Here is a 24,644-nt window from a genome sequence, read left to right on the forward strand (position 1 = left end):
TTTTTCATTTTTCATTTTTCATTTTGTGATTGTACTTGTGGCAAACGGATATTTAAATAATAGTCCATAATTTTTCGAACAACAGGTCCTGCCTTACTGCTACCACCACCGGCATTTTCCAAAATAACAACAACAACCATTTTAGGATTGTCATAAGGTGCATATCCGATGAACCAAGCATGATCGTGCAATTTATTATCAAGTTCGTTTGCATTGTAAGTTTGATTTTCTTTCAGGCTGAAAACTTGAGCTGTTCCTGATTTTCCTGCAACAGGATAACTGACATCAATAAAAGATTTACGTCCTGTACCATTCGGTGCGTGTATTACATTATACATGCTTTGTTTTATCGTTTCCCAAAATACCGCTTGAGGTTCAGTAATATCTTCGTAAAGACGAGGATCTTGATAGGGTTGCATTTCTGACCCTTCAATTGCTTTCATTAAGTGCGGAGTATTAACCTTGCCATTATTAACTAAAACTGCAGTTGCTTTGGCAACTTGTAATGGGGTGGCTGTCCAATAACCTTGACCAATTCCTACAGAAATAGTATCACCCTGAACCCAAGGTCGTTTGTAGCGTTTTTGTTTCCATTCCCGACTTGGCATAAGTGCGGCGGTTTCTTCTTGAATATCAATACCTGTTGGCACACCAAAACCAAAGCGTTTCATCCACTGAGATAAACGGCTAATGCCCATGTCGTAAGCAAGTTGATAAAAATAAGTATCTGAAGATTCTACTATAGCTTTATTCAAATCGGTGTAGCCGTGCCCTGATTTTTTCCAATCTCTAAAACGTTTGGTGGTATTAGGTAAAATCCAATATCCTGGGTCAAATATCGTAGTATTTGTGGTAATTAAATTTTCTTGCAAGCCAGCGATAGCAACGAAAGGTTTTATCGTTGAAGCCGGTGGATAAGCACCTTGAGTAACACGGCTATACAAAGGGCGATTAGGATCTGTCAGTAATTGCTTGTAATCCGCACTTGAAATACCGCCAACAAAAAGATTGTTATCATAGCTCGGGGTAGAAACCATTGCTAAAATACCGCTATCTTTAGGATCTAATACTACAACTGCTGCACGAAGATTGCCCAATAAATTTGCGATATAACGTTGTAATTCTAAATCAATCGTTAAGTGAATACTTTTTCCGGCAATAGCAGGCTGTTCCCTTAGTTTGCGAATAACCTTACCTCTATTATTCACTTCAACTTCTTCAAATCCTACTTTGCCATGTAAGTCATCTTCATAGTAACGTTCAATACCGAGCTTGCCAATATCATGAGTGCCGGCGTAGTTGGCGTATTTTTCATTTTTCTTTAAACGCTCTACATCTTTTTCATTGATTTTAGCGACATAACCTAGAATATGAGTCAACGGCTCACCATACAAATAGTGGCGTTTAAAGTAAGGCCTAATATCGAGGCTGGGATAGTGATATTGGTTTACTGCAAAGCGTGCGATTTGTTCTTCGCTCAAATCTCCTTTAAGGAGAATTGGCATATATCGGGATGAGCGACGACGTTCCTTTTTAAAGTTCTCAATATCGTCATCATTTAAACCAACGATATAGCGTAACTCTTCAAAAGTGCGGTTTAAATCCTCAACTTTTTCCGGCACAATATATAAGCCGAGAAAGGTAATATTTTCCGCTAATAATTTGCCGTAGCGGTCGTAAATTAGCCCTCGAGTCGGTGGCAAAGGAAGTAATTTAATTCGATTTCCGTTAGATCTTGTCTGGTAAGTTTCGTAATTGACAATTTGTAAATAATACAAATTGGTAAATAAAAGTGCTGATAAACCCAATACACCTAGAAAGGCGATAAGAGCACGACGAGCAAAAAGGTTTCTCTCCGCCTTTTTATCTCGGATCGGTGTTTGTAGGGGTTGAGAGAGTAATTTTTTTAAATTCATAAAATATTAACCGCACTTATTCTCGGTGATAAGGATGATTTGTGCTTAACGACCAAGCACGGTATAAACTCTCAGCCACAACGATACGTACCAAGGGATGAGGTAAAGTTAAAGGCGAAAGAGACCAACTTTGTTCTGTCGCAGCTTTGCATTCAGGTGATAATCCTTCCGGACCACCAATTAAGAGTGCAACATTTCGACCGTCATGTTTCCATGCTTCTAATTGCTGTGCTAATTGCTCAGTTGTCCAAGGTTTACCGGGAATATCTAAGGTAATAATACGACTTTTCTGACAAGCGGATAACATAGCTTTACCTTCTTGTTCGAGAATACGTTTAATATCCGCATTTTTTCCACGTTTTCCTGCCGGGATTTCTATTAGCTCAAAAGGCATATCTTTGGGAAAACGACGTTGATACTCCTCGAAGCCTTTTGTGACCCAATCAGGCATTTTAGTGCCAACGGCAATTAATTGAATTTTCATAGATTAATAAGTGCGGTCATTATCCCCAAAGTTTTTCCAGCTGATACATTTCACGACTGTCAGCCTGCATAATGTGTACAATGGCTTGACCAAAATCTATCGCAATCCAATCTGCGGTAGATTTGCCCTCTTCGCCAAAAGTATCAATGCCGGCTTGCTTACTTTCATCAATTAATTTCTGTGCCAAAGAGATTACATGGCGACTTGACGTTCCTGTACATAAAATCATGTGATCGGTAATAGAAGATTTACCTCTAACATCAAGGGCTAAAATATCTGTGCCTTTTAAATCATCTAATTTACTCACTAGAAAATCGACTAAGTTCATTTTTTCTCTTCTCAATTGCTTATGGTTATTTGCTTAAAAGTGTGTAATGTTAGCATGATTTGGGGGAGCTAGGAATATCGTTTGATAGTGTAATTATATACAAAGAACGCTCTTTTACTTATATAAAAAATTTTTCTGTTTATAAATGATTTCTCGGACAGCGATTGGAAGAGATGAGCGTTTATTTATTATTTAGGTTCACAAAAATCTTTTATGTCAGTAATGCCACATACATTGAAAGCACATCTGTATTGGTTTTCACTAATGTTCTTTATAAAGAAACTGCACCTATTAATGGTACAGTTGTGTTTTGTCAAAAATACAAAGTGATAATGTGTAATTCTAAATTTTTCTAAATATTAACTACACGCATCGCGATATATTTACTATAACCTAAGGCACATAAAAAAAGGCTTGCTTGAAGTAAGATAATACAAGGTCCTGTGGCGACGTTGAAATGAAAACTGAGCAATACGCCAAAAATACCACTGAATACTGCTGTGCAAACGGCAATTAGCATCATATAATCAAAGCGTTTAGCTAAAATATAGCCTGTTATCCCAGGTGTAATGAGCATTGCCACCACTAAAATAACGCCAACAACTTGCATTGCACTGATGATGACTAACGCTAGGATTACCAGTAAACCATAGTGTAAAAATTTGGTGTTAAGTCCTGCAACTCGTGTGTGACTTGGATCAAAACAGTAAAGCAACAAGTCTTTGCGTTTTAAGGCAATCAGGATAAATGCCAGTAATGCAATGCCAATACTTTGCCAAAATTCTTGCTTAATGATGCCTAGAATATTTCCGAACAGAATGTGCATTAGATGTTGATCGGTTTCCACTTTGGAAAACAGCACCAAACCGAAAGCAAACATTCCTGAAAAAACAATTCCCATCACTGTGTCTTCTTTGATTCGGCTGTTATCTCTCAAATAACCTACGGAAACTGCACAAAAGATGCCTGCCCAAAATGCCCCAATCGCAATCGGAATTGCTAATACATAGGCAAGAATAATTCCCGGCAATACAGCGTGAGAAATGGCATCACCCATTAGTGACCAGCCTTTAAGTACTAAATAACACGATAAAATCGCACATACTGCCCCAATGATAGGTGCGATGATAATAGCTTGTTGCATAAATGGATACACCAAGGGCTCGGTAAACCACGCTACAATCGTATTAAACATTTGGCTTCTCCTGATTTGCAAGATTTGGTGAGGAAGTCACTGCTTTTTGTGTACTTCGCTTACGTGGAATAAGACCATATTTGGGAGCAAAAAAGAAAGCAAGTAAGAAGATGAACGTTTGCAATGATACAATAAAGCCACCAGTTGCACTGTCTGCGAAATAACTCAAATATGCTCCTAGTGAGCTAGTAGTACCACCGAGTAAAATCGAAATAATCAACAGGCGATCGAAGCGATCGGTGAGCAAATATGCTGTTGCTCCAGGTGTAATCACCATCGCAATTACCAAAATAGCCCCTACTCCTTGTAAGGCGGTTACAATGCATGCACTTAACAAGGTAAAGAATAAAATTTTGAATTTTAAAGGCGATAGCCCTACCGCTTTGGCTTGAATTTCATCAAAGAACACAAGCATTAGGTCTTTCCAAAAGAGTAGCAACAATACAAATGATATACCGAGAATAATAGCGACTTGGATCATATCTTCATCGGCAATACCTAAAATATTGCCCAAAACGATAGATTGTACGTTCACGGAAGTGGGATTAATTGAAATAATCAACAATCCGAGAGCGAAGAAAGAGGTGAAAATAAAACCGATTACTGCATCCTCTTTGAGTTTAGTCACGTATTTCACTGCTAAAATGGCAATAGTGGCAAGTAGCCCAGAGAAAAAAGCCCCGACGGCATAAGGTAATGCCAAGGCATAGGCAATAGCAACGCCTGGGACAACGGCGTGGGATAACGCATCACCGATCAGTGACCAACCTTTCAGCATTAAATAAGCGGAAAGAAAAGCACAAACCGCTCCAATGGCACCACTGACCACAATCGCCTTAAACATAAAATCATAAGAAAACGGCTCAAGTAATAGCTCTAACATCGCATTACTCCGCATCTTGAATAAAATGTTGATAACGTAAAACGCCACCAAACACACGAGTTAAATTTTCTTGAGTAAAAGTGCTTTCGATTGATCCAGCAGCGAGTAGTGTACGGTTGATCATCACCGCTTGATCGCAAAAACTTGGCACGGTGCTAAGATTATGCGTTGAGACGAGAACGAGATGACCTTCCTGACGAAGCTGTTTGAGTAACGCAATGATGGCATTTTCTGTGCCAACATCTACACCAGTGAAAGGTTCATCTAATAAAATGATTTGGCTTTCTTGTGCTAATGCACGAGCAAGAAATACTCGTTTTTTTTGCCCTCCAGAAAGCTCGCCGATTTGTCGATCTCGCAAATGAGCAATATTGACTCGCTCCATTGCGTCTAAAACTTTTTTCTTGTCTTGTGCTTTAGGCATACGAAAGCAATTCATATAACCATAACGCCCCATCATTACAACGTCATAAACAGAAACGGGGAACTGCCAATCCACTTCTTCACTTTGCGGTACATAGGCAACTAAGTTTTGTTTTAATGCCTGATTAGCGGGCATGTTACAAATTTCAATTGAACCTTGAGGCTTCACTAAGCCCATAATGCTTTTGAATAAAGTCGATTTTCCACTTCCGTTAATACCGAGCAATGCACAAATCGTACCACCTTCAAGGTGGAAACTCACATCGTGCAACGCCGTATGACCATTACTATAACGAACCGTAATATCTCTGACAGAAAGAGAACTGATGTGAGTTTTCATTCAATTACCTTATTTTTTGAAACCATTCACAATGGTCGAAACAGTTACATTTAATAAGTCGATGTAAGTTGGTACTTTACCATCTTTTGTAGAAAGTGAATCTACATAAAGTACACCACCGTATTTTGCATTGGTTTCTTTAGCCACTTGTTTTGCTGGCTTATCAGAAATGGTGCTTTCGCTGAACACAACAGGGATTTTGTGTTCACGTACTTTTTTGATTACATTTTTGATTTGTTTTGGTGTGCCTTGTTCTTCAGCATTGATAGGCCATAAATAAAGCTCTTTGAAACCGTAGTCGTGAGCTAAGTAGCTGAATGCACCTTCACTGGTTACTAACCAACGTTGTGAAGCTGGTACTTTTTCTAACTCGGCACGTAATGGTGCGTCTAAAGCAACGATTTTATCTGCATAGGCTTTTGCATTAGCATTGTAAGTGTCTGCATTTTTAGGATCGTATTTCACTAAAGCTTCACGAATGTTTTCGATGTATACCAAAGCATTTTTGGTTGACATCCAAGCATGTGGATTCGGCATACCTTTGTATGGACCTTCGTAGATAGAAATTGGATCAATCCCTTTAGTTACAACAACAGCTGGTTTATCTTTCACTTGGGTAAAGAAACGCTCGAACCAACGCTCTAAATTCATTCCATTCCAAAGCACCAAATCAGCAGATTGTGCTTTTACGATGTCTTGTGGAGTTGGTTCATAATCATGAATTTCTGCACCCGGCTCAGTGATCGACTCAACAACAGCAGCATCACCAGCAACATTCTGAGCGATATCTTGAATAACGGTAAAAGTAGTAACTACTTTAAATTTTGCGTAACTTGGTAAACTGAATACAGAACCTAAGATTACACCCATAACAATAAGTAAACGTGACATAATTTCTCCTTCGAATTAATATTAGAAACAAATTTGCATTTCAAGCAAACTCGGTCTTGCATAGTACTGCAAAAATAACTTGTTGTAAATAGCAATAATTATCAATTAAAGACATTTTATTGGTTTGGGTAAACCAGCTAATTTTGAAGCTTGTTTTGCGGGACCTTCTGGGAATAAACGTTGTATGTAACGACTATTGCCTTTATCTGCACCTAGCTTTTGTCCCAATGCTTTGACTAACATTCTCATTGCTGGTGAGGTTTTATACTCTTGATAAAAATCCCTTACAAAGTTAATAATTTCCCAGTGGGCTTCGGTTAATTCGATATTTTCTGATTTTGCAATGGCTATAGCGACATCTTTATTCCACTGATTCATATCTAATAGATAGCCCTCAACATCAGTTTCAATTTGAACTTGGTTAACACTTAACATATGTTACTATTTTTGTCCTTTTGATATATAAAAAGTAAAAAGCCCCTATTCAAGGGGCATAAAACAAGTTTAATCAATTATTCATCACGGTTGAAAATACCTAGTAAATTGAGCAAGCTGACAAAAAGATTGTAAAGTGAAACATACAAACTAACCGTAGCTCTAATATAATTAGTTTCTCCCCCATGAATGATATTGCTAGTTTCATATAAAATAGCCATAGTTGAGAAAACGATAAATAACGAACTAAATACGATGTGAAAGCCACTCATATTAAAGAAGAAACTTGCTATCATGCCTATAACCAATACGATAAAGAGAGCAAGCATCATGCCGGATAAGAATGACATATCTTTTTTTGTTGTTAGCACATAGGCCGAGCATGTAAAAAATACACTTGCAGTTCCGGCTAGAGCAAGAACAACCAAATCACCTAATCCTGAGCCAACATAATAGCTTAAAATAGGACCTAAAGAATAGCCTAATAATCCTGTTAATGCGAATGTAGATAAAAGTCCCCAAGCACTGTTTGCTAACATATTATTGAGGAATAATAATCCATAAAAACCTATCAACATGACACCGAAATGAAGTGGAGGGAGGTTTAATTGCATTGCACTGAAGGCGACAACAGAAGAAAAAGCCAATGTCAATGCTAATAAAAAGTAGGTGTTACGTAAAACCTTATTTGTTGCCAGTACCGATTCTTCTTTAGTATCAACAATAAAACGAGATTGCATAAAAGCTCCTAGGTTGTAGTTGTAAATAAAAAGTGAAAAGCTATTTATAAGTTAATGGTTAGCAACTTTAATGTCAACATGAATATTTTTCAGAAAAGAGTAACATTGAAGTAAAATTAAGTAAAAATGGATAAATTATCAACTCTTAAACCATAACTGTTATTTTTTTAGTTTACTTCTATTTCTATCTATATTATATTACGCCTCGTCAAGACGGAGGAATGGTCGAGTGGTTGAAGGCACCGGTCTTGAAAACCGGCGAGGGTTTACGCCCTCCGTGAGTTCGAATCTCACTTCCTCCGCCATCAAGTTTTACTAAGTCGTAAGTTATGCCTCTGAAATCAGTAACTTACGGCTTTTTTATATCAGGTTAATTGTCGTAATAACTTGCTTAAAAATCACCGCACTTATTGGTCTGATAGTTTCCGTAGCAAACGATCCATGGCTCGATAGCTTAATGCTTCAGCTAAGTGGTTTTGTTTGATATCAGAATCTCCGTTTAAATCGGCGATAGTGCGTGCAACTTTTAAAATTCGATGATAAGCACGAACAGATAAACCGAGTCTGGTTAAAGTATTTTCTAAAAATAGTGCATCTTGCTCAGTCAACTTGCAATCTCGCTCAATTTCTTTACCGGTTAAATAAGCATTGACTTTTCCGGCTCTAGCTAGCTGAATTTCTCTGACCCTTAATACTTTTTCTTTAACTTGTGCTGTTGTTTCACCTCGATCTTCGGTATTTTGCAAAGCACCTTGTGGAAGTAAAGGCACTTCAATGGAAAGATCAAAGCGATCTAAAAAAGGACCGGAAAGTCTGTTCAAATAACGCAACACTTGTTGTGGTGAAGTGCGGTTGTGTATACCGGTATAATGTCCCGTTGGACTTGGATTCATCGCTGCCACTAATTGAAAACGTGCCGGAAACTGAATTTTTGCATTCGCACGTGAAATAATTATTTCTCCGCTTTCTAAAGGCTGGCGTAAAGCATCCAGCACTCTCCGTTCAAATTCGGGTAATTCGTCTAAAAATAATACACCGTTATGAGCCAAAGAAATTTCTCCCGGTTTCGGAATTGTTCCTCCTCCAACCAATGCTGGTGATGAGGCACTATGATGAGGTGCACGGAAAGGACGTTGTTTCCAATTTTGAAAATTTAATTCGTTTTGTACCAAACTTGTTACAGAGGCGGTTTCTATTGCCTCTTGATCTGTCATATCCGGTAGCAAGCCAGTTAGACGGCTTGCTAACATGGTTTTACCTGTGCCGGGCGGTCCGAGAAACAACAAATTATGTTGTCCGGCAGCTGCAATCATTAAGGCTCGTTTAGCATGTTGTTGACCAATAATATCCGTCAGATCTTTATTAGATTGAGGTGAAAAATCCACCGCACTTTGCATACATAACGTTGTGGATGAAGGTAGCGAACTGTCGTCATTCAGGAATTGTACGACCTCCAATAAGTTCCGTGCAAAAAATGTTTCGTGTTGTGAAACTAAAGAGGCTTCATTAGCATTTTGTTGTGCGACAATAAGTTGACGCTTAGATTTTTGCCCCGCTAAAATAGCAGGGATCACACCGTGTACGCCTCTTAACTCACCTGTGAGAGCCAACTCTGCAACAAATTCAAATTGTTGTAACTTTTTTGCATTAATCTGTTCCGAGGCCGCTAAGATGCCGAGTGCAATAGGTAAATCAAAACGCCCTCCCTCTTTTGGCAAATCTGCCGGAGCAAGATTAACTGTAATGCGTTTTGCTGGGTATTTAAATTGAGCATTGAGTAATGCACTACGTACTCGTCCTTGAGCCTCAGTTACTGTTTTCTCCGGTAATCCAACGAGGGTAAAAGCAGGTTTTCCATTACTCAAGTGAACTTCAATTGTCACCAAAGGTGCTTGTACGCCCATTGATGCTCGACTATAAACAACTGCTAATGACATAATTTCTCCCAAATTTTTGAGCTAAAATATAAAAAAAGCAGCGAGTAAACTGTACTTACTCACTGCTTTTTTGCGATCCGGATCGTAAAAGTAAAAAAGTTTTAGCTAAAAAGCGGAGAAAACCACTGATCTAATTTTTCGGATAAGCGTTCGATACCGATTTTATTTTGTGCGGAAAAGGCTTCAACTTGTACATCACCTTGGAAAGGTAAAATCGATTCTCGAACCATTTTTACTTGCTTACTTCTCGCACTTTGACTCAATTTATCCGCTTTTGTGAGCAATAATAAAACCGGTAAATCTGCGGAAACCGCCCATTCAATCATCTGTTGATCAAGATCTTTTAGAGGATGACGAATGTCCATTAAAATAACCAAACCACCTAAACATTCCCTTTTTTGCAGATACTCACCTAAAGATTTTTGCCACTGAAGTTTCATTTGTTCGGGAACAGCGGCATAGCCATATCCCGGCAGATCTACCAGCTTACAATTGGGTTCTACTTGAAATAAATTGATTAACTGAGTACGTCCCGGTGTTTTTGAAGTTCTTGCTAAATTTTTTTGCTGGGTCAACGCATTAAGTGCGGTAGATTTTCCTGCATTAGATCGTCCTGCAAAAGCAATCTCAATCCCACTATCCTCAGGCAATACCTGGATATTAGGTGCACTCATTAAAAAATGGGTTTTATGATAATTTAATTTTATGTTTGTCATTTTATTTTCGCTTAGGTCGTTGCCAATTGGAAATATGGCGTTGTGGAACACGAGTAATAACCAACTCATTTTCTTGTACATCTTTGGTGACGGTTGTTCCTGCACCAATCGTTGCACCGCTTGCAATTGTTAATGGTGCAACTAGCTGACTATCGGAACCGACAAAAACGTTATCGCCAATCAATGTCTTAAATTTATTGGCACCGTCATAATTACAAGTAATAACACCGGCACCGATATTACAATGATGTCCAACCTCAGCATCGCCAATATAAGTGAGATGATTTACTTTAGACCCCTTGCCAATTTGTGCTTTTTTGATCTCAACGAAGTTACCCACATGAGTATTTTCGCTCAACTCAGCTCCCGGACGTAATCTTGAGAATGGTCCAATTTTGGCATTATTGCCCACAATGGCATCTTCAATCACAGAATAAGGTTTTATTTCCACATTATCTGCAATCGTACAATTTTTCAGTACACAACCTGCCCCAATAAACACATTATTGCCTAATCGTACCGTTCCTTCGATAATTACATTTATATCAATTTCCACATCTTTACCATGAGTTAATTCACCACGCAAATCAAAACGTGCAGGATCAGCGAAAGTAACACCTGCAAGTAACAATTTTTCTACTTGCTTACGTTGATAATGACGTTCTAAATTAGCTAATTGTAAACGGTTATTTACTCCCTCTACTTCCATAAGATCTTTAGCTTGTACCGCTACAACTTTGAAGCCATCTTGATTGGCAAGTCCTATTACATCTGTCATGTAATATTCACCTTGTGCATTATTATTATCTAAACGAGCTAGCCATTTACGGAAACTTGCACCGTCCGATACCATAACGCCTGTATTCACTTCCGTAATTTTTAGCTGCTCAGGATTAGCGTCTTTCTGTTCAACAATTGCCGTTACCGTACCATTTTCTCGAATCACTCGCCCATAACCTGTAGGATTGTCTAAATTAACGGTCAAAAGTGCGATACCATTTTCCGGTTTTTGTGAAATTAAACACTCAAGGGTTTCCTTGCTAATTAAAGGTACATCACCATATAACATCACAATATTTTCGTCATCTTGGAAAAAAGGCACTGCTTGTTGCATTGCATGCCCTGTACCTAATTGTTCAGATTGGAATACCCAGTTTACAGGTTCATCAGCCAAATGTTGTTTTAGTAGATCAGCACCATGTCCATAAATTAAATGAATTTGTGCCGCACTTAATTTTTTGGCGGTATCAATCACATGTTTAACCATCGGTTTACCTGCAATTTTGTGCAATACTTTAGGTAAATCCGAATACATGCGAGTTCCTTTACCGGCGGCAAGAATAACAACGCTTAATTTGTTCATGATAAATTTTCTCTTTGTCATAATAATCGATGTATTTTAGCGTAAAACACATGAAAAAATAATATAATGTTATTATGTTTAGCAAACATACGTTCTTCTTTTATGCAAAAAAATAATCACTATTATATTGGAATTATGTCCGGTACAAGTTTAGACGGTGTTGATATAGCCTTAATGGATTTTAATCAAAGACCGCCCAAGCTACTTGCAAGCCATTGTTTCTCTATGCCGGAAAATTTACGCCAACAACTCACCGCACTTTTAAAAAACGGAGAAATTGGCTTACAGCAATTAGGCGAGTTGGATCATCAACTGGGATTACTTTACGCAAACTCGGTACAACGTTTCTTAGCACAAAATCAAATGACCGCTGATAGTATTCAAGCCATCGGTTGTCATGGACAAACGATTTGGCATTCACCCCAAGGTCAATATCCTTTCACTATGCAAATTGGCGATGCTAACCTGATTAGTGTACTGACAGGAATTACGACTATCGCTGATTTTCGTCGCAAAGATATGGCTCATGGTGGACAAGGTGCACCTTTGTCCCCTGCATTTCATCAAGCCTTATTTGCACAACCCGATCGCATTACGGTAGTGTTAAATATTGGCGGTATCAGTAATATTTCTTGTTTAATTCCGGAACAAGAAGTTATTGGTTATGATACCGGTGTAGGTAATGCTTTGATGGATAGTTGGATTGAACAACATTTAGGGGTGCCTTTCGACCAAGACGGTGAATGGGCAAAGAGCGGTAGTGTTCACCAAGATTTGCTAAAAGATTTATTGGACGAACCTTTTTTTCAACAACTTCCCCCTAAAAGTACCGGACGGGAATTATTTAATTTGGCGTGGTTGAACAAAAAACTGAAAAAACATACCGCACTTTCTGCACAAGATGTACAGGCAACGTTGCTGGAATTTACGGTACAATGCACGGTGCAAGAGCTGGTTAAACTCACTAATCCGAACCATTTGCCTTGTTTGTTGTTGGTTTGTGGCGGTGGTGCAAAAAACAGACAACTAATGGCTCGTTTACAAGCCTGTTTACCGCAATGGCACGTAGCAACAACTACAGAGCATGGTTTATCGGTTGATTATGTTGAAGCCGCCGCTTTTGCTTGGTTAGCGTATCAGCGTATAAATCATTTACCCTCTAATTTACCAAGTGTAACCGGTGCTAAAAGTGCGGTCAGTCTTGGCGTTATTTATCCGAAATAATCATGAATAAACAAAATTTAATTAATCAGTTCGCTCAACTAATTACCGAGCAACCCAATCCACTCTCAGTAAATTTGGATCAAATGTCTGCACTTGAAATTGTACAATTGATGAATAAAGAAGATCAGCAAGTTCCACTCGTCATAGCAAAAGCACTTCCGGAAATTGCCGTTGTAGTGGAAAAAATCGTTGCTGCTTTTCGTCAAGGTGGACGCTTAGTGTATCTTGGAGCGGGGACAAGTGGGCGTTTAGGCGTTTTAGATGCCTCTGAATGTCCCCCAACCTTTGGTGTTAATCATGAAATGGTAAAAGGCATTATTGCCGGAGGAGAACAGGCTATCCGTTATCCTGTGGAAGGCGCTGAGGATAATCAACAAGCGGCAATAGTAGATCTGCAAGCAATCCAATTATGTTCAAAAGATATTTTAGTGGGTATTGCTGCGAGCGGTCGTACACCTTATGTCATCAGTGGATTAAAATATGCCAAAGAGATAGGGAGCTTTACCGTTGCAATCGCAAGCAATCCACAAAGTGCTATGGCAAAAATTGCCGATATTGGCATCGAAACTATTGTCGGACCTGAGATTTTAACCGGTTCAAGTCGCCTGAAATCCGGTACGGCACAAAAATTGGTGCTGAATATGCTAACCACTGCGAGTATGGTTTTACTTGGGAAATGTTATCAAAACCTTATGGTTGATGTACAAGCAAGCAATGAAAAACTCGTTGATCGAGCGACAAGAATTATTATGCAAGCAACCGGTTGTGAACGAGCGAAAGCAGAGCAAACGCTAACACAAGCAGATAATAATGCAAAACTGGCTATCTTAATGATTTTAATGGATTTAGATAAGCAAAGTGCGGTGGATTTATTAGCGAAAAATCAAGATAAATTACGCCAAACGTTAGACTGATTTTTCACCACTACTTTTCTACTAACAAGGCTGTCAGTACATTTGAGAGATGAGAGAGTTTGTAAAAAATAGGCGGAGAAGATAAAATAAAGTGGTTCGAAACTGTAGATTAAATCTAACTAGTTAATATTGTTCATAAATATTAATATTCAGTTTATAAACAAACATTCGGACATGAATTGCAAGCTGGATATGTATAGTTTGCAACTGAAATATGATCTCAAGGAGGTTAAATGTCTTTATTAAATATCATTAAATCGTTTTTCTCATCTAAAAAGGAGCAAGCCATGCCGAATATTCTCGTCATTTCAGGTCATTCAAATTTACAGCAATCCACTGCCAACAGTGCTATTTTAGGTGAATTGGCAAATAACCTTCCAAATGCAGAAATTCGTAAATTAGATGAGCTTTATCCCGATTTCAATATCAACATCGAAGCTGAACAAGCGGCATTATTAAAAGCCGATATTATCATTTGGCAATTTCCGGTGAACTGGTACCATTTCCCAGCGATTATGCAAAAATGGTTATCTGATGTGTTCACTTATGGTTTTGCTTATGGTTCTGAGCAAAAATTAACTGGTAAAAAATTGTATATTTCTTGTACTACAGCAAGTCCGGAAGAAGCCTATCAACACGATGGTGCACAAAAACACACCATTGAAGAATTTAGTTATGCTTATCAGCAAACTGCCGCACTTTGTGGTTTAGAATTTTGCGGTATTATTCATTCTGGCAATATGCTTTATATTCCGGGTATGAATACAGAGGAAGATAAAGAAAATGTAATTGCAAAAGCAAAACAACATGCTGAACGTCTAGTAAGTGCGGTTAAATAACACATCATGTTAATAGACAAAAGGGACATAATGTTTTATGTCCCTTCCTTGAGTCAAAATAACGATAACACTTCATCATCACATCTTTTTTAAAATCTCAATTTTTTCTGTATTTTTTTGAAAATCTATATCGTATAATGCTCAGTCGGTTTAACGATAACATTAAACTATGTAAACATTACAAACATTATTTTTTCTAAATAAGGGGTCTCTTATGAGATACAAATTATCTTTAGTACTTTTATCAATGCTGCCCGCACTTTCCCATGCGGGGGGGGGGGGGTAATTTCAACTTTTACGGCAAAGCGGGAATTGATTTAACCTCTCGATTTGAAACGATGAAAATAACGGAAAATCACGATAGTGATAGAGGTTTTAAATTATCAATTCCGGCAAGTTCAAGACAAAACACTTTCTCACCCAGTATCTTCTTTGAAACGACTTACAATATTTTACCGCAAACGGAAATTGGTCTCGGACTAGGCTATATCAAACGAAAAGGCTTTGACCATATTGCAATTTGGCCTGTCGAGGGTAGTTCTTTATATAACCCCCAAGGACAGTTTCATCTGAAAGAAACCTATAGAGTAAATCGTTATGCTTCCCTGCCAATTTATTTTATTTTGAAACAAAATTATGCCTTAAATGCAAATACAAAATTTTATCTAAAGGGCGATTTAGGGTATTCAATTAATAAAATTCGTAAAACAGTATATACTCTCTATGAGGATTTATCCTTGGGTAGTAGCACAGGTTACAAAAAAGACAGAGATTTTATTAGTAATAATAAATCTAGAAGCGGTCTTTACTTAGGTTTAGGTTTGGGGATTGAATATAAATCTTTCTTAGTAGATATTGGATATTATCATACTCATTCAAAAATCACTTACAAAGAGCAAGGAAGTTACGTATCAACACCCTATAACAACGATGCAATACGCTTAACGCTTGGCTTTAAATTCTAAAAAATAAAAAATTAACGGTCATAAAATAAATGTTTTATGACCGTTAAACATATTCTTTAATAATGTAATGCTAAAAAAACATCAATTATTTTCTTTAAGTCTAAATTGTTGATTACGGTGTTGCACAAATGAGTAGATGAAATACAATACTGTCGCCGCACCGAAACAGTAATAACCGATCCACACTGCCGGCAACACGTCTTTTGCCATGAAAATATACAGAGAAATTGAAATAAATGTGATGACTAAAGAAACAGCTTTTGCATAAGCCCAAGGTTGAATATCCACTTGCTTAGTGTATTCTTCGTTGTATGGTGTTTCCATTGGCATGATGCGACCGATAATTAGCATTACTACTACATTCACAACAAATAAGATAGCGATTAAGTGGAAAAAATGGATCTCAACTTTAATCACAAATTTACATAGGATATAAGCTACCATACCAAATACTAAACCGAATTTAGCCGCAATCGCTGGGACACGTTTTGTCAGTAAACCAACCACCACAACACTCAAAATTGGGGCATTAAAAATACCTTGTAATTCTTGGATTAAGAAGAATAAACCATCCGGTGCATTGGCAACTAATGGTGCAACAATCATTGCCATAATCGCTAAACCTGTACCGACCCATTTACCCACGCTAACTAATTTCATATCGCTTGCATGAGGATTAATTTGTGTTTTATATACATTGCGGGAAAATAAAGTTACCGATGAGTTTAACGCACTATTAAAGGTGGATAAAACTGCCCCAACAACAACTGCCGCAAAGAAGCCGACTAACGCATCTGGTAAAACTAAATGAACTAAATTAGGATAAGCCTGATCTGGAATATCTAATTTACCTTGGTAAATATGATAAGCAATGATACCGGGTAAAATGATTAATAAAGGTCCCAGTAGTTTTAAAAATGCACATAAAAGAACACCTTTTTGTCCCTCTTTTAAACTTTTCGCACCTAACGCACGCTGAATAATGGATTGGTTTGTACACCAAAAGAATAAATTAGAAATAATCATTCCTGTGAATAATGTTGAGAAAGGAACAACAGAATTATCGTCACCAATAGAATTAAATTTATCAGGGTTTGTTTCGTAAATGGTTTTTAAACCATGCCAAGCATTACCATCTCCCACATAAGCTAAACCTAAAACAGCCACTAAAATTCCACCGACCAATAACCCGATACCATTAATAGTATCAGATACAGCAACCGCTTTGAGTCCACCGAAAATTGCATAGACTGATCCGAGTATTCCGATTCCCCATACCATAATCCAAATTGCCGTAGTCTTATCAATGTTGAAGACGGTAGAGACATCAAAGAGACTTTCTAATGCAAGTGCACCTGTATAAAGCACGATCGGCAACAATGAAATAACATAGCAACCGAGGAACAATAAAGAGGTGATTAACAATGTTCCTTTGTCAAAACGTTTTTCTAAAAATTCCGGAATAGTTGCAATGCCAAGTTTTAAATACTTAGGTAAGAAGTAAAGTGCAAACATTGCAATTGTAATTGCCGCTAAAACTTCCCATGCCATTACGATAAAACCTTCACGATAAGCCAAACCGTTTAGACCCACTAAATGCTCGGTAGAAAGGTTAGTTAATAACATAGATCCTGCAATAAACGTTGCTGTCAACGACCGCCCGGCTAAATAGTAGCCTTCAGAGTTGCTAAGATCGTCTTTTCTGGTGTACCACCAAGCAAGCACAGCAACAAGGGCTGTAAATCCTATAAATGAGATAAGAGATAGCATAGAAATTCCTTATATGAATGAGTGTTTCTATCATTGTTGTAAACAACACATCGATAAGGTCGAATGGCGACCTTGTTTGAAATATATATTTCAAAAATTATTAAATCAAATATTTTTTTTCATTTTGTTACAGAGATCAAACTTTTTAGTGAAAAACTATCAGAAAATAACCAAGAAAATTTTATTTTTAAGACTTGTAAACCCAATATGACATTTTGGTCTATATCTCAAGAAACAAAAATTTAAATTAAAAACACCGCACTTTTTACATTGCATAACACCGTTACTAACAGGTAAACTAGACAAGGTTAAACTAGGGATGAATATGAAATTACTAAGTAAATATTTTGTCAGATCAATACTGAACACGAGCATATTTTGCATATACCTAGCAAGTTCGTTTTCTTTTGCTGAACATCTTGTTGATTTAAAAGTTGTTGGTGTAACTGGTGTACAAAAAACGACTAATGTAGACGCTTATATAAATACCATTGATGAAGAAGAGCGTGATGGATCTGAACGTTATCAACAATTAGTTCGAACCGCAATTGATAAAGCATTACGTGCTTATGGTTATTACAGTAGCACAGTGAATTTCACTTTACAGCCGGCGAAATCATCTAATAAACCCGTGCTTGTTGCAAATGTGGACATGGGAAGGCCAAGTATTATTCAACGTGCCGATGTTACTATTCTTGGTGAAGCAAAAGATGATGAGGTTTTTCAAGATTTACTTCGTCGTACTGCCCAAAAAGGCGAACACGTAAGCCATCCTGTTTATGAGGACTATAAAAGCCGGTTGCAAAAGCAATTACTCGCTCGTGGGTATTTTGATGCAAAGTTTGAGGTTTCTCGTTTTGAAATCAAACCATCCACTTATCAAGGTTGGTGGAAAATGGTTTTAAACAGTGGCACCAGATACAAATTCGGACAATTCAATTTTAAGCATAGTCAAATTCGTGAAGATTACTTACGCAATATGATGCCAATCAAAACAGGCGATAAATATTTAATTAATGATCTCTCATCACTTACTAACGACTATACATCATCAAATTGGTTTAGATCGGTTTTATTAGAACCGAAAGTCGATGAAAAACGCAAGGTGGTTGATATTAATGTATTGCTTTATCCTCGCAAGAAAAATGCAATAGATGTAGGGATTGGGTATTCGTCTGATGTAGGCACTCGATTCAAGCTCAGTTGGATTAAGCCTTGGATTAATAATCGTGGACATAGTTTCAATTCCAATTTATATATATCAGCCCCAAAACAAACTCTTGAGGCGAATTATAAAATTCCCTTACTGAAAAATCCGCAAAGATATTATTATGAACTGTCTGGCGGTTTTGAAAAGGAAAATACTAAAGATACTCAAACTATAGCAGCAAGTTTTGCTGCATTACGCTACTGGAATAGAGTGACCGGTTGGCAACATTCTTTTGGGTTACGTGTACGTTATGACTCATTTACCCAAGCCAATGTTTCAGATAGAACATTATTTATTTATCCAACAATATCGGCGAATAGAACACGCTTAAGAGGTGAGTTATTTCCTACTTGGGGAGACTCACAACGCATCACGGTAGATTTTGGAAGTAAACGTTGGAAGTCTGATGTAAACTTCTTTCGAATAAAGGCCTCAACAGTTTGGATCAGAACGTTTAAAGAAAATCATCGTTTCTTGACACGTGGCGAAATAGGTTGGTTACACACCAAAGATATTAATAAAATACCGCCCGCACTTCGCTTTTTTGCAGGCGGGGAGCGTAGTGTGCGTGGATACGGTTACAAGAAAATTTCTCCAACATCTTCTGATGGCAAACCAATAGGTGCACCATATCTATTAACTGTTAATACTGAGTACCAATATCAAGTACTTGAAGATTGGTGGCTGGCAGCCTTTGCTGATACGGGGTTGGCTGCTAATAAATTTAACGTTAAAGAACTACGTTATGGTGCCGGTTTTGGTGTGCGTTGGGTATCACCGGTGGGAGCAATAAAACTTGATATAGCTACACCGATTCGAGATAGAGAGAAGAATAAAAATATCCAATTTTATATTGGATTAGGTTCAGAATTATAAGGTCGTAAAAATGACACAAATACCAAATGAAAATACAACAACAGAGCGACAGGAAACTCGCTCGGTTAAGCCAAAACGTAAGGTATTACGCTGGATTTTATGCACAATAAGTGCGGTCATTTTATTACTTATTTTATTTTTAGTAACCGCACTGGCTACAAATAGCGGACAACGCTTGCTCATTCAGCTTGCTGATCATTTCATAGATAATCTGCATATTGCTCAAATTGATGGTGGGTTGCAAGACGGTTTACAATTAAAACAAATTGCTTTTCACACTCAAGGTATTAAAGCTGATATTGAACAAGCAAATATAAAACTGGACTTACATTGTCTATTAAGTGGCAAGATTTGCTTAAAAGATCTCACTTTAAATCAGCCTAAAATTCAGATTGATACTGCTCAACTGCCAAAGTCGGAAACTAAAACGTCACAACCAATACAACAAATCAAGCTACCTGTTGAAGTGGACATCAATGGTATTGAGATCAACCAGCTGGATCTCACAATAGACCAACAGCAAGTTAAATTAGCAAAATTTCGGACCGCACTTACTTTAAACAATGAGCAAGGTTTAACTTTACTGCCCACAGAAATTAATGGTTTAACGATAGTTCACCGACATCTCACAGAAAAAACAACGAAGAAGAAAAAGAGTGAAAAAACTGTAAGATCCCCTGTTGATTGGGAAAAACTTACACAACAGTTAAATCAACCGTTATTGCCTGATATGCCCGAAATTGAGCTACCTTTTGATCTACATATTCAAGGTATTCAAGGAAAAAATTGGCTATATCAACAAATTGGTAATTCAAATATACCGCAAAGTGATTTACACCAAATTGAAATATCAACTATTTATTTACACGCAGACAGTATAGATAATTCTATTCAATTACAAACGTTTCAACTTGAAAGTAATTTAGGTCAGCTACGAGGTGAGGGGACATTGCGACTCAAGCAAGAATTTCCGATAGAACTACAAGTTCAAGCAACGCTCAATGAACTTAAACATGATGGAAAATTGCTTTTGCCTCACAGTAACATCAATTTTACATTAAGTGGAAATCTTAAAAAACAAACCGCACTTTTCCTGCAAACTCAGGGAACGCTTGAGTCGATATTACAGGGTAAAATTGAGCTTTATTCACAAAAAACACCGTTTGACATTGAATTAAAAGTAATAAACGGACAATATCCCTTTGAGAAAAACTCTACAGATCCATTGAAAATTCAGGACATGTTTTTTACTGCAAAAGGAGATTTGCTCAATTATCAAGCCACATTACAAGGCAAGCTCATTGGTATGGGAATGCCTGAAACCAATGTGGATTTAGTACTACAAGGCGGATTGACACAATTTACCTTACAACAACTTCGAGTTAATGCGTTAAATATGAAGGCGAATGCAAACGCCAATGTGAGCTGGAAAGATAAACTTAAGTTGAAAAGCAATATTGATCTAAAAGGACATAATGTTCGGCTAAATAATATGCGAATTAACAAAATTGATTTATTGGCTAACATTAGTTTACAAGATATAGTGCAAGGACAAGTCGATCTTGATATTGATGGTTTCAGTTTAAATAATATTAAATTGAACAGCACTAAATTACAAATTAAGGGAACGGAACAACAACACTATTTAATCCTTAAATCAAAGGGCGAGCCGGCTTCAGCAACCTTAAATTTACAAGGGAAATTTGACCGCACTTTACAACAATGGCAAGGTATTTTAAGTCAAGTGAATATTCATTCTTTAATTGGCAATTTGACCAATAGTGAAAATATTTTGTTGTCTTATGATAATAAAAAGACAATTGCACAAGTTTCTGCCCATTGCTGGAGATCATCGGATATTCATCTCTGTTTTCAACAAGAGTTCATTGTAGGAAAAACCGGAGAAATTCCGTTTGATTTTAAAACAATTAATTTAGCGTTAGTGAATAAATTGATCTCACAAGAGATTTTCAAAGGACATTTATCCGGTCAAGGAAAATTCGCATGGTTTACGGAGAGTTCTCCTTATTTGACGCTACAACTTAAAGGCGATAATCTCAATGTGGCAAAAAAATTAGATTATCGTACTTTTCGTTTAGCTATCCCAACTTTAAATATAACTACAGAGTTACAAAACAATAACTTAACCCTAAATTCTAATTTTAATATTCAAAACCGAGGAGACGTTAATATGGAATTAAAATTAGCTGATTTAACCAATCAGAAAAGGTTAAGTGGTCATTTAAAAATTAGCGATATGAATTTAAATATAGTTAATCAGTTAATCGCTAGCAGTGAGAAAGTAGATGGTCAAGTCAATGCAAAGTTGAGTTTTGCAGGTGATTTAAGTAATCCTCTTTTGAATGGTGAATTTGCTGTGAGTCAAGTTCGAGCTAAGTTGAAATCAGTTCCTTTTGGTATAACAAATGGAAATATTATACTAAGCTTTTATGGTGATCGTTCAATTCTAAAAGGAAATATTCAAACTCACGAAAGTCATTTAAATATTGAAGGTCAAGCAAATTGGCGTAAGCTCGACGATTGGCAAGCAGGTTTACATATTAATGCAGATAAATTTAAGGTGGATATTCCTTCCATAGCTAAATTACAGGTATCGCCAAATATTGAAATTCATGCAACACCTAAACTATTAGCGTTAAGTGGTAATGTTGATATTCCATGGGCAAGGATCGAAATTGAACGTTTACCTGACAATATAGTTGCTCCCAGTAAGGATGAAGTGATTTTAGATGGTCCCCAAAAAACTAAAGTAGTTAAATTGATGAAAGGAGAAATTGAGACAACTACAAAGAGTGGTATACAAATTCACTCTGACTTAAAAATCAAGCTCGGCGATCATGTGCGTTTAGAGGCATATGGTCTGAAAACCGAATTAAATGGCTTGCTTTCAGTAAAACAAGAAAAAGGCAACCTTGGCTTATTTGGACAAATTAATTTACACAATGGTCATTATGAATCTTTTGGACAAGATCTTTTAATTCGTAAAGGGATTATTAGCTTTTCCGGTTTACCTTCTCAACCTATGTTAAATATAGAAGCAATACGAAATCCGACATCAATGGAAAATACGAATATGACAGTAGGTGCAAAAATAGTTGGTATTGCCGATAGTCCTGAAATCACTATATTTTCCGAGCCAAGTACCTCTCAAGATCAAGCACTCTCTTACCTTCTTACCGGACGATCTTTAGAAAATAGCGGAAATAATGGTTCCGGTGGCTCACTTGGTGCTGCATTATTAGGAATAGGGTTAGCTAAGAGTGGAAAATTAGTCGGTGGTATTGGTAAAGTATTTGGTATTCAAAATTTGAACTTGGATACTTCTGGTGTTGGCGACAGTTCAAAAGTTGTCGTAAGCGGTAATATTACCCCTACATTACAGATAAAATATGGTATTGGTTTATTCGATGGATTGGCTGAATTGACCCTACGTTATCGCCTATTACCTAAACTTTATTTACAATCCGTTTCCGGTATAAACCAAGCAGTCGATCTACTTTATCAATTTGAATTTTAACGATGAATAACGAAAATTTATTACAAAAAGTAACCGCACTTGTACAACACCGCGGTGAAGCGAAAGAAATTGCCGCTATTGATTTAGGCTCCAATAGCTTTCATATGGTGATTGCCCGAATTATTAACGGCTCTATTCAAGTTTTATCTCGTTTAAAACAAAAAGTACAATTGGCGGAAGGGTTAGATGAAAATAATATGTTAAGCCAAGCCGCTATCACCAGAGGCGTAAACTGTCTTGCTCTTTTTGCCGAACGCTTACAAGGATTTGATCCTCAAAATATCAATGTAGTCGGTACTTATACATTGCGAAGTGCGGTCAATAAGATAGAATTTTTACAACAGGCGGCAGAGGTTTTCCCCTATCCGATTAACATCATTAGTGGGGAAACTGAGGCAAAAACGATTTATTCCGGTGTTTCTCATACCCAACCTGAGATCGGTCGGAAATTCGTGATTGATATTGGCGGCGGTTCAACGGAAATGATTATTGGCGATGATTTTATCCCTTTAATTGCCAATAGTCGCAATATGGGATGTGTCAGTTTTGCCAAGAAATTTTTTCCATGTGGCAAAATATCAAGGGATAACTTTCAACGAGCTAAAAAAACGGCAAAACAATGTATTGAAGATCTTGCCAAACCTTATCTTGACTTAAATTGGGATTGTGTTTTAGGTTCTTCCGGTACCATCAAAACCGTTCATCAAGTTATTAGTACCAACTATAATCAACATGCAATTATCACATTATCGCACTTAAACAAGTTGATAACACAAGTATTGAAAGCTCACCATTTCAATAAATTACATATCAATGGACTTAATGAAGATCGTGTAGATGTATTTGTTCCCGGACTTGCTATTTTGACCGCACTTTTTGAAACCTTTGCTATCAAAGAAATGCGTTATTCAGACGGAGCATTGCGTGAGGGGATTATTTATAGCTTGGAAAAGGATTTCCAAGTCAAAAATATTCGCCAACGTACCGCACTTGGTATTATGCAACAATTTAATGTGGATCTCGCACAAGCGGAGCGAACCTATCAAAGCACCTTATTGCTCAGTGAACAATATCAACGTTGGCAAGCTGTTGAATTAAAAACTGAAATGCAAGATATTCTGTTATGGGCGGCAAGGTTACATGAAGTGGGGGTCGTGATTAACCATAAAAATTTACAAAAACATTCCGCTTACATTCTACAAAATATGGAATTGCCCGGCTTTGATAAAGAACAGCAACGCTTACTTACTACAATAATCCATCACCAATTTAATCATTTCAAAATGCCTGACATTGGAAAATTTGCACGCTATCCGAGGGCTGATGTAATCGCACTTGTTCGTTTATTACGTTTGGCTATTTTACTCAATAAATCTCGCCAAGCGACATCGAAAACAAATAACATTACCCTAAAAATCGACCGCACTCTAAAAAAATGGTCATTATATTTTGATGCAGAATATCTTGAGCATAACCCTTTAGTCAAAAATGAATTGATGGAAGAACAAAAACGCTTGTCAGAATTTAACTTAGCACTGGACTTTTATTCTTAAAAAACGTTATATAGTAGAACGTGCTTGTTTCATATCAGTTATTGAGTACTACGATAAGATAGACTAATCAAGCAATGAAGACGGGCAGTTTTAACATGATTAGC

20 protein-coding genes and 1 tRNA gene are annotated in these 24,644 nt (G+C 37.2%); 8 read left to right on the plus strand and 13 right to left on the minus strand.

What is annotated here, in order from left to right; genetic code table 11:
* Positions 1–11: 11 nt before the first annotated feature.
* The 9 genes from mrdA to HSM_RS01015 all read right to left on the minus strand — a co-directional run bounded on the left by mrdA (position 12) and on the right by HSM_RS01015 (position 7,635).
* A complete protein-coding gene (gene mrdA, locus HSM_RS00975) occupies positions 12–1,916 on the minus strand; it encodes a penicillin-binding protein 2 (protein WP_012341009.1) in 1,905 nt (634 codons plus the stop codon).
* A gap of 16 nt (positions 1,917–1,932) precedes the next feature.
* Positions 1,933–2,400, minus strand: coding sequence for a 23S rRNA (pseudouridine(1915)-N(3))-methyltransferase RlmH (gene rlmH, locus HSM_RS00980; RefSeq protein WP_012341017.1), 468 nt, complete (start codon positions 2,398–2,400; stop codon positions 1,933–1,935).
* A gap of 19 nt (positions 2,401–2,419) precedes the next feature.
* Positions 2,420–2,728 (minus strand): ribosome silencing factor, encoded by a 309-nt coding sequence (gene rsfS, locus HSM_RS00985; protein ID WP_012341025.1) that lies wholly within the window; start codon positions 2,726–2,728, stop codon positions 2,420–2,422.
* A gap of 352 nt (positions 2,729–3,080) precedes the next feature.
* Entirely contained in the window at positions 3,081–3,923 is an 843-nt protein-coding gene (locus HSM_RS00990) for a metal ABC transporter permease (RefSeq protein WP_011608479.1), read from the minus strand.
* Positions 3,916–4,806: a metal ABC transporter permease gene (locus tag HSM_RS00995; RefSeq protein ID WP_011608480.1), complete on the minus strand. Its 891-nt coding sequence runs from the start codon at positions 4,804–4,806 to the stop codon at positions 3,916–3,918. The genes HSM_RS00990 and HSM_RS00995 overlap by 8 nt, the downstream gene beginning before the upstream one ends.
* A gap of 4 nt (positions 4,807–4,810) precedes the next feature.
* A complete protein-coding gene (locus HSM_RS01000) occupies positions 4,811–5,569 on the minus strand; it encodes a metal ABC transporter ATP-binding protein (protein WP_012341036.1) in 759 nt (252 codons plus the stop codon).
* A gap of 9 nt (positions 5,570–5,578) precedes the next feature.
* Entirely contained in the window at positions 5,579–6,460 is an 882-nt protein-coding gene (locus HSM_RS01005) for a metal ABC transporter substrate-binding protein (RefSeq protein WP_012341045.1), read from the minus strand.
* Between the two features lie 105 nt (positions 6,461–6,565).
* Entirely contained in the window at positions 6,566–6,895 is a 330-nt protein-coding gene (locus tag HSM_RS01010) for a TusE/DsrC/DsvC family sulfur relay protein (protein WP_011608483.1), read from the minus strand.
* A gap of 77 nt (positions 6,896–6,972) precedes the next feature.
* Positions 6,973–7,635, minus strand: a complete 663-nt coding sequence (locus tag HSM_RS01015) for a Bax inhibitor-1/YccA family protein (RefSeq protein WP_012341065.1) — start codon at positions 7,633–7,635, stop codon at positions 6,973–6,975.
* 215 nt (positions 7,636–7,850) lie between these two features.
* Here HSM_RS01015 and HSM_RS01020 point away from each other — a divergent pair.
* A tRNA-Ser gene (locus HSM_RS01020) sits at positions 7,851–7,940 on the plus strand.
* Positions 7,941–8,042: 102 nt separating this feature from the next.
* On the opposite strand, the gene HSM_RS01025 is transcribed toward HSM_RS01020, so the two are convergent.
* The 3 genes from HSM_RS01025 to glmU form a co-directional block, all read right to left on the minus strand.
* On the minus strand, positions 8,043–9,572 hold the full coding sequence (locus HSM_RS01025; RefSeq protein WP_011608485.1) for a YifB family Mg chelatase-like AAA ATPase: 1,530 nt from the start codon (positions 9,570–9,572) through the stop codon (positions 8,043–8,045).
* Positions 9,573–9,673: 101 nt separating this feature from the next.
* Complete coding sequence (gene yihA, locus HSM_RS01030; RefSeq protein WP_143432535.1) at positions 9,674–10,288, minus strand: ribosome biogenesis GTP-binding protein YihA/YsxC; 615 nt, start codon at positions 10,286–10,288, stop codon at positions 9,674–9,676.
* Position 10,289: 1 nt separating this feature from the next.
* Entirely contained in the window at positions 10,290–11,651 is a 1,362-nt protein-coding gene (gene glmU, locus HSM_RS01035; RefSeq protein WP_041604967.1) for a bifunctional UDP-N-acetylglucosamine diphosphorylase/glucosamine-1-phosphate N-acetyltransferase GlmU, read from the minus strand.
* 102 nt (positions 11,652–11,753) lie between these two features.
* Between glmU and HSM_RS01040 the strand changes: the two genes are divergently transcribed.
* The 4 genes from HSM_RS01040 to HSM_RS01055 all read left to right on the plus strand — a co-directional run bounded on the left by HSM_RS01040 (position 11,754) and on the right by HSM_RS01055 (position 15,593).
* The gene (locus HSM_RS01040; RefSeq protein WP_041605195.1) at positions 11,754–12,875 is read left to right on the plus strand and encodes an anhydro-N-acetylmuramic acid kinase; all 1,122 of its coding nucleotides are present in this window, start codon (positions 11,754–11,756) and stop codon (positions 12,873–12,875) included.
* 2 nt (positions 12,876–12,877) lie between these two features.
* Positions 12,878–13,789 carry an N-acetylmuramic acid 6-phosphate etherase gene (gene murQ / locus HSM_RS01045; RefSeq protein WP_012341077.1) on the plus strand — a complete coding sequence of 304 codons (912 nt, stop codon included), beginning with the start codon at positions 12,878–12,880 and terminating at the stop codon, positions 13,787–13,789.
* Positions 13,790–14,022: 233 nt separating this feature from the next.
* On the plus strand, positions 14,023–14,628 hold the full coding sequence (locus tag HSM_RS01050; protein ID WP_011608490.1) for an NAD(P)H-dependent oxidoreductase: 606 nt from the start codon (positions 14,023–14,025) through the stop codon (positions 14,626–14,628).
* Between the two features lie 338 nt (positions 14,629–14,966).
* On the plus strand, positions 14,967–15,593 hold the full coding sequence (locus HSM_RS01055) for a hypothetical protein (protein ID WP_041605197.1): 627 nt from the start codon (positions 14,967–14,969) through the stop codon (positions 15,591–15,593).
* A gap of 81 nt (positions 15,594–15,674) precedes the next feature.
* Here HSM_RS01055 and HSM_RS01060 read toward each other — a convergent pair whose 3' ends face one another.
* Complete coding sequence (locus tag HSM_RS01060; RefSeq protein WP_011608492.1) at positions 15,675–17,363, minus strand: solute:sodium symporter family transporter; 1,689 nt, start codon at positions 17,361–17,363, stop codon at positions 15,675–15,677.
* A gap of 325 nt (positions 17,364–17,688) precedes the next feature.
* Between HSM_RS01060 and tamA the strand changes: the two genes are divergently transcribed.
* The 3 genes from tamA to HSM_RS01080 are packed head-to-tail and all read left to right on the plus strand — an operon-like array spanning position 17,689 to position 24,540.
* Positions 17,689–19,449: an autotransporter assembly complex protein TamA gene (gene tamA, locus HSM_RS01070; RefSeq protein WP_012341081.1), complete on the plus strand. Its 1,761-nt coding sequence runs from the start codon at positions 17,689–17,691 to the stop codon at positions 19,447–19,449.
* Positions 19,450–19,459: 10 nt separating this feature from the next.
* Entirely contained in the window at positions 19,460–22,987 is a 3,528-nt protein-coding gene (gene tamB, locus HSM_RS01075) for an autotransporter assembly complex protein TamB (protein WP_012341082.1), read from the plus strand.
* 2 nt (positions 22,988–22,989) lie between these two features.
* Positions 22,990–24,540, plus strand: a complete 1,551-nt coding sequence (locus tag HSM_RS01080; RefSeq protein WP_012341083.1) for a Ppx/GppA phosphatase family protein — start codon at positions 22,990–22,992, stop codon at positions 24,538–24,540.
* The last annotated feature ends 104 nt before the right edge of the window (positions 24,541–24,644 follow it).

The sequence above is a fragment of the Histophilus somni 2336 genome (assembly GCF_000019405.1).
Taxonomy (GTDB): Bacteria; Pseudomonadota; Gammaproteobacteria; order Enterobacterales; family Pasteurellaceae; genus Histophilus; species Histophilus somni.